Source organism: Mesorhizobium sp. M7A.F.Ca.ET.027.02.1.1 (assembly GCF_004022985.1).
Classification (GTDB): domain Bacteria; phylum Pseudomonadota; class Alphaproteobacteria; order Rhizobiales; family Rhizobiaceae; genus Mesorhizobium.
The window spans coordinates 1-6,357 of sequence record NZ_RZOL01000357.1; the positions used below are offsets into that span (position 1 = coordinate 1).

Annotated in this window: 9 protein-coding genes; 3 read left to right on the plus strand and 6 right to left on the minus strand. The window is 61.6% G+C overall.

The window, feature by feature from the left end; translation table 11 throughout:
- Positions 1-464 (plus strand): arginase family protein (locus EN749_RS28020; protein WP_189367751.1); only part of this gene is annotated, 464 nt, incomplete at its 5' end.
- Between the two features lie 38 nt (positions 465-502).
- On the opposite strand, the gene EN749_RS28025 is transcribed toward EN749_RS28020, so the two are convergent.
- Genes EN749_RS28025 through EN749_RS28035 form a run of 3 tightly spaced genes read right to left on the minus strand, consistent with a single transcriptional unit; the run spans position 503 to position 2,472 of the window.
- Complete coding sequence (locus EN749_RS28025) at positions 503-1,270, minus strand: alpha/beta hydrolase (protein WP_189367753.1); 768 nt, start codon at positions 1,268-1,270, stop codon at positions 503-505.
- Positions 1,271-1,290: 20 nt separating this feature from the next.
- On the minus strand, positions 1,291-1,851 hold the full coding sequence (locus tag EN749_RS28030) for a DUF192 domain-containing protein (protein ID WP_127382930.1): 561 nt from the start codon (positions 1,849-1,851) through the stop codon (positions 1,291-1,293).
- Between the two features lie 24 nt (positions 1,852-1,875).
- Entirely contained in the window at positions 1,876-2,472 is a 597-nt protein-coding gene (locus EN749_RS28035) for a cold-shock protein (RefSeq protein WP_127398883.1), read from the minus strand.
- 217 nt (positions 2,473-2,689) lie between these two features.
- On the opposite strand from EN749_RS28035, the gene gloA reads away from it, so the two are divergent.
- Positions 2,690-3,130 (plus strand): lactoylglutathione lyase, encoded by a 441-nt coding sequence (gloA, locus tag EN749_RS28040; RefSeq protein WP_127332092.1) that lies wholly within the window; start codon positions 2,690-2,692, stop codon positions 3,128-3,130.
- A 146-nt stretch (positions 3,131-3,276) separates the two neighbouring features.
- Positions 3,277-3,561: a DUF2218 domain-containing protein gene (locus EN749_RS28045; RefSeq protein ID WP_127398882.1), complete on the plus strand. Its 285-nt coding sequence runs from the start codon at positions 3,277-3,279 to the stop codon at positions 3,559-3,561.
- Positions 3,562-3,673: 112 nt separating this feature from the next.
- Here the strand turns inward: EN749_RS28045 and EN749_RS28050 are convergent, their stop codons facing one another.
- The 3 genes from EN749_RS28050 to ilvA form a co-directional block, all read right to left on the minus strand.
- Positions 3,674-4,375 (minus strand): outer membrane protein, encoded by a 702-nt coding sequence (locus tag EN749_RS28050; RefSeq protein WP_128364379.1) that lies wholly within the window; start codon positions 4,373-4,375, stop codon positions 3,674-3,676.
- Between the two features lie 159 nt (positions 4,376-4,534).
- Entirely contained in the window at positions 4,535-5,092 is a 558-nt protein-coding gene (locus EN749_RS28055; RefSeq protein WP_128364380.1) for a DUF1697 domain-containing protein, read from the minus strand.
- Positions 5,089-6,345 carry a threonine ammonia-lyase IlvA gene (gene ilvA / locus EN749_RS28060; RefSeq protein WP_128290005.1) on the minus strand — a complete coding sequence of 419 codons (1,257 nt, stop codon included), beginning with the start codon at positions 6,343-6,345 and terminating at the stop codon, positions 5,089-5,091. Before ilvA ends, EN749_RS28055 begins: the two co-directional genes overlap by 4 nt.
- Positions 6,346-6,357: the final 12 nt, after the last annotated feature.

Here is a 6,357-nt window from a genome sequence, read left to right on the forward strand (position 1 = left end):
CCTTCCGCCGCGCCATCGAAGAAGGACTGCTCGATCCCAAGCGCATCGTCCAGATCGGCATCCGCGGCTCGATATACGAACCCGGCGAACATGAATGGGCGGTCGCCCAGGGCATCCGCATCATCTACATGGAGGAGTTCGTCAGGCGGGGCGCGGCCAGCGTCATGGAAGAGGCGCGCGGCATCGTCGGCGATACGCCCATCTATGTGACCTTCGACATCGACTGCATCGACCCGTCGATGGCGCCTGGGACCGGAACGCCCGAGCTAGGCGGCTTCACCACCCGCGAGGCCCAGGAAATGGTCCGCCTGCTCGACGGATTGACCATTGTCGGTGCCGACGTCGTCGAGGTGGCGCCGCCTTTCGACCTGGGCGGAATGACGGCGCTCGCCGGCGCGACGATGATGTTCGAGCTGCTGTGCGTGATGGCGAAGTCGGTTCAAGCAGCGAGAGCGCCGGACTGAGCACAAGCATCAAATCCGCCTGATGCATCGCCGTCCGCTCAGAGCGGATTCTCGGCATAGAACTCCAGCACGCGCTGCTTGAAGGTCTTGTCCCCGACGGCCAGCATATGGTCCCGGCCCTCGATGTGAAAGGCGCTGGCGTTCGGCATCAACGCTGCAAGCTCATCGGGCGAGCCGCCAATGTCGTCGGTGGTTCCGACGGCGACCAGCGCCGGCTGGGCGATTCGCGCGATATCCTGCTCGCTCAGCAATTCCCGCGATTTGGCGATGCAAGCGGCCAAGGCCCGGCGATCGCTGCGGGTCTGGTCGGCGAAGGCGCGAAACGACCGGCCGCGCGGATGGCTGGTGGCGGCCGGATCATCGGCAAGCAGGGCGGCGGCGATCGGATCCCAATCGCCGACACCGTCGACCATGCCGATGCCGAGACCGCCGAAGACCAGCGTCGCCACCTTGTCCGGATCGGACAGCGCCATGAACGCCGCGATGCGAGCGCCCATCGAATAACCCATGACATGGGCGCGCTCGATGCCGAGATGGCCGAGCAAGGCAGCGGCATCGGAAGCCATCTTGACCGGCGTGTAGTCGGCCTCCTCATAGCTCTTCGACGACGAGCCGTGGCCGCGATTGTCGAAGGCGATAGCGCGGTAACCGGCATCGTTCAGCGTCTTGAACCAGCCGGGCGACACCCAGTTGACATAATGGCTCGAGGCGAAGCCATGGATCATCAGCACCGGATCGCCCTCGCCCGATTCCGGCTGGCGGTCGAGGAAGGCAAGGTCGAAGCCGTCATGGATGAAAAACTGCATCTGCGATCCCGCCTGCGTGCTCAACCGCCACCGCCATTGGGCGCATCGCCATTGTCGGCTGGTGGCATGCCGGGGCCGGATACCGTGCCCACGGCCGGATGGCGCAAAAGGTCGCCATACTCGATGCCGTTCCTGGCGGCAGTGCCGGCCTTGAGCTCGAGCACGAAGCGCACCGGTACGCCGGGCGAAATGACGGCGTCCGATTGCGGCTCGCCGTGCTTGACCGCCCGGATCTTGCCATCCTGGCCGACGAAAATCAGATCAAGCGGCATTGGCGTGTTGTGCATCCAGAAGCCGACCTGCTGCTGGACCTCGAAGACGAACAGCATGCCGTGGTTGTCCGCCATGTCCTGGCGGTACATCAAGCCGGCCTCGCGCTCCGCGGCGGTGTCGGCGACTTCGATGGAAAAAGAGCGATCACCGCCTTTCGTCACCACGACCAATGGCGTCGGATCGGCCGGAAGGATCATCGCCCGGCTGTCCGCCGAGGTCGGCTTTTCGGAATAGAAGTAACCACCGGCGGCGGCGATGAAGGCAATCGCGCACATCGCGCCCGCGGTCAGCCAGTTCCTGTAAGCCATTCGAGATCCTCGGCCGGAAACGCCCTAGTGCGAGACCGGCAAGGTCCCCATATCGGGGTGAATTTCGGCGGCCATAAGGCCTTTGTCGCCGCGCCCGAAACGAACCAGCACGACCTGTCCGGGCCGGAGCTCGGTGATACCGTAGCGGCGCAAGGTCTCCATATGGACGAAGATGTCCTCGGTGCCCTCGCCGCGGGTGAGAAAACCAAACCCCTTGGTGCGGTTGAACCATTTCACCAGGGCGCGTTCGAGACCGCTCTCCGGCGTCACCGCGACATGGGTGCGCTGCTCCTGCATCTCGGCCGGGTGGACCGCGGTGGTGACGTCCATAGAGAGCACCCGGAAGGCCTGCAATCCGCGGTCGCCATGTTTGACGAGGCAGACCACGCGTGCGCCCTCCAGGGCCGTCTGAAAGCCATCCCTTCGAAGACATGTCACATGGAGGAGGATATCGCCGGAAATGCCGCCATCCGGCAAAATGAAACCATAGCCCTTGGCCACATCGAACCACTTGATGGCGCCGGCTATTTCGAGCAAGTCCGCGGCATCGCCGCCTTCGTCACGCTGCAAGGCGTCGCCGAGGGGTCCGTCCCGCCCCGTCAAAGAGGCCTTTTCCCCCATAAGAATGCCCCCTTTTTTCAAGAACACCGCAACTGATTCTTGCCAACAGATTAACACTGCGGCTTCCGGTCTGTGCAAGACCTGCCGTGCCTTTTTTCACGGTTCATTTGGGCAATACCGGATTTGTTCTTTGCCGGCATTGCGCACCGCCGCACGATTGCCCTTTGACAGGGCCGACCCTATGTTGCGCCGCAACGCAATTTATCGAGGAAATCACATGCGCTATCTGCACACCATGATCCGCGTCACCGACGTCGATGCCTCGCTCGACTTCTACTGCAACAAGCTCGGCCTCAAGGAAGTGCGCCGCTACGAAAACGAGCAAGGCCGCTTCACGCTGATCTTCCTCGCGGCCTCCGAAGACGAGCAAAGCGGCATCGCCGACAAGGCACCGCTGGTCGAACTGACCTACAATTGGGATCCGGAAGACTACAAGGGCGGACGCAATTTCGGCCACCTCGCTTATGAGGTCGACGACATCTACGCCACCTGCCAGCATCTGATGGACAATGGCGTCATCATCAACCGGCCGCCGCGCGACGGCAACATGGCTTTCGTCAAGTCGCCGGACGGCATCTCGATCGAGCTTCTGCAGAAAGGCCCGGCCAAGGCCAAGGCGGAGCCCTGGGCTTCGATGGCGAACACCGGAAGCTGGTAGCCGATCACGCTGTCTTGAGCGGACAATACCAGGCTGACGGCCCAGTACCGTTTGGTTTTTCAGGGGCGGCGCCTATCTGTCTGGCTGAGGCGCCAGGCTTGGGCCGGTGCCCCGGCCACGCAACAGGCGCTTGCCCAGGAGAATCCATGCCGACCAGCCATGCCGACGTCGCCACCGAACATGCCAGCCGCTACCTGCAGCAGCTGTGCAAGCACTGGGCGCACAAATTCCCGGTCGAGTTCGATCCCACCCACGGCACCATCGATCTTTCAATGGGCCGTACCGTCATGGATGCCGATGCGGCGACACTGCATATCACGGTGTCGACTGACGAAGCAGGATCGATCGGGCGCCTGGAAGGCGTTGTCGCCGATCACATCAAGCGCTTTGCTTTCCGCGAAGAGCTGACCTTCGACTGGAAACCGGTCTGATCCGCGATCAGCCGCAATGGCGGACACCGGCGCTGTCGGCAACCGGGGCGCCTGAAAAAATTATGGCGTCGCTGGTCGCGACGCCATCTGAACCATCGAAACGGCCGATCGATCAGAACTTGTAGTTCAGTCCGATCTTTATCGTATGGGCGTCGATCTTCACCTTCGCTTCGTCACCATCGAGGTCGCTCAAATCAACCTTGCCGAAATCGAAGTACTGATATTCCAGCTTGGTGGTCCATTTGTCGGAAACGGCCCATTCGACACCGCCACCGACCGTGTATCCGAAACGACCGCCGCTTTTCGACGCATTGTTGTCCGGATCGGGATCGCCGCCGTCGAGGTCGCCGTAGCTGACTTTGTAGTGCGTGGCCGCCGCCCCGCCCTTGGCATAGATCAGCAGCGTGTCAGCCGCGAAGCCCAAGCGTGCAGTCAGGTCGCCATAGACGCCCAGCTTCGTCGATCCGAAATTGTCGGGACTTTCGACGACAAAATTATCACCACGAACCCCCAGATAGCCCAGATCGGCTTCAACACCGTATACGAACGCACCAGACTGCCAGTTGTAGCCAGCCTGGACGCCGCCGAGAAAGCCATCGGTGCTGACGTCCAAGGTCTGGCCGGCGTCTTCCTCGAAGAAATTGCCGCTCGGATCAACTGCATCGGCACTTCCCCAGCCATAGCCGGCGTTGATACCGACATAACCACCGGACCAGTTGAAACCCGCCGGCATCTCGGTCGTGACCGCATCGGCCGCGAACGATGCGCCGCAGGCAGAGATCAAGAAAGTGGACGCAATAATTAGACGTTTCATCGAAATCCCCCAAGAATAGATTGGGAGAATACCACGGCGCGGGTCATTCGGCAGCCCAGCAAATCAGACAGCCACAAATTGTTGCAGAAAAAACACAGTGGCTTGATCCAGGAACAATACTCGCCGACCGGCAAGGCTGCACTTTAAATCGAAAGCAAGTCAGGGCACACGAGCCATCTCCAGCAGCGCCTGCACGGAGCGCCAGTTGCGTGCGGTGCCCGGGACTTTCAGCGTGCGCGGGATCAGCCCGGCAAACACCGATTTGCCCAGCCCGTCCGGCGCGCTGAGGTAGAGCACATCGCCCTTGATCTCGAAGCGTTCGGGGCCGGTGCACTTTTCGGCCAGCCGCGTCACCTCGTCCGCTGTCGGCTCGCGCTCCAGCACATAGGCATGCAGCTTCGTATGCTCCGCGGCAGCTTCCGGGTAAGGGTTTTCGTTCACCAGCCGCTCGAACCAGGAAAGATCGCGCACCATGATGCGCGAATAAAAACCCCATTTCTTCTTGAAGGCTGCTTCGATCTGTTTCGTCAGCGTCGCCGCGTCGCCCTTCTTCGCCCGGAACACGGCATTGCCGCTCTGCACATAGGTGGCGACATCGGAAAAGCCGAGATCCTCGAAGAACGACCGCAGCTCCGCCATCTTGACGATGGGGTTGCCGCCGACATTGATACCGGAAAACAGTGCGACGAAGATTTTTCCTGCCTCCTTGCCGCTCATATGATGAACCCGGCCAATGTCTCGTTGTCGGTGATGTCCTGATACTGGACGCCTTCGGCCTCGAACTTCGCCTTGAGCAGATCGAAATTGCGGCGGTCCTTGGTTTCGATGCCGATCAGCACCGACCCGAAATTGCGCGCCGATTTCTTCAGATATTCGAAACGGGCGATGTCGTCGTCGGGCCCGAGCAGTTCGAGGAAGTCTCGCAGCGCGCCGGGCCGCTGCGGAAAGCGGATGATGAAGTATTTCTTCAGCCCCTCGAAGCGCAGCGCCCGTTCCTTGACGTCCGGCAGCCGCTCGAAATCGAAATTGCCGCCCGAAACCACGGCAACGATGGTCTTGCCCCTGATCTCCTTCTTGGAGAAATCCTTGAGCGCATCGATCGCCAGCGCGCCAGCCGGCTCCAGCACGACGCCTTCGACGTTGAGCATTTCGATCATGGTGGCGCAGAGCCGGTTTTCCGGGATCAGCCGCACCGTTTCGGCCGGAAAATCCTTGAGATGACGCAACGGCTCGCGGCCGATCTCGGCCACCGCGGCGCCATCAACGAAATTGTCGACCTTGGCGAGTTTGAGCCGTTTTCCCGCCGCAAGACTTTCGCGCAGGCTCGGCGCGCCTGCCGGTTCGCAGAAGACGAAGCGTGCTTCCCTGCCCTGATCGGCGAAATAATGGGTGACGCCAGCGGCAAGTCCGCCACCGCCGACCGGCAGCATGACGATATCGGGCATGCGGGCGCCCGGCATCTGGTCCGCGATCTCGTAGGCGACGGTTGCCTGGCCCTCGATAATGTCCTTGTGATCGAAGGGCGGCACCATATGGGCGCCGGAACTGCCAGTGAATTCCAGGGCCGCGCGATAGCAGTCGTCGAAGAAATCGCCGACCAGCCTGATCTCGATGAAATCGCCGCCGAACAGCTTGGTCTTGTCGATCTTCTGCTGCGGCGTCGTCACCGGCATGAACACAACGCCTCGCCTGCCGAAATGGCGGCAGACGAAAGCAAAACCCTGCGCGTGGTTGCCGGCGGACGCGCAGACGAACAGTTCAGCCTCGTTGCCGGCCGCCAGTGTCTTGCGGAAGAAATTGAAGGCGCCGCGGATCTTGTAAGAGCGGACCGGCGACAGATCCTCGCGCTTCAACAGCACCCGCGCACCGGTCTTTTTCGACAGATAATCGTTTTCCTGCAGCGGCGTTTCAGGGAAGATCTGGCGGATCGCGGCGGCAGCGGCAGCAACGCGGGAAGAGAAACTGTTCATCGGAAACCACCC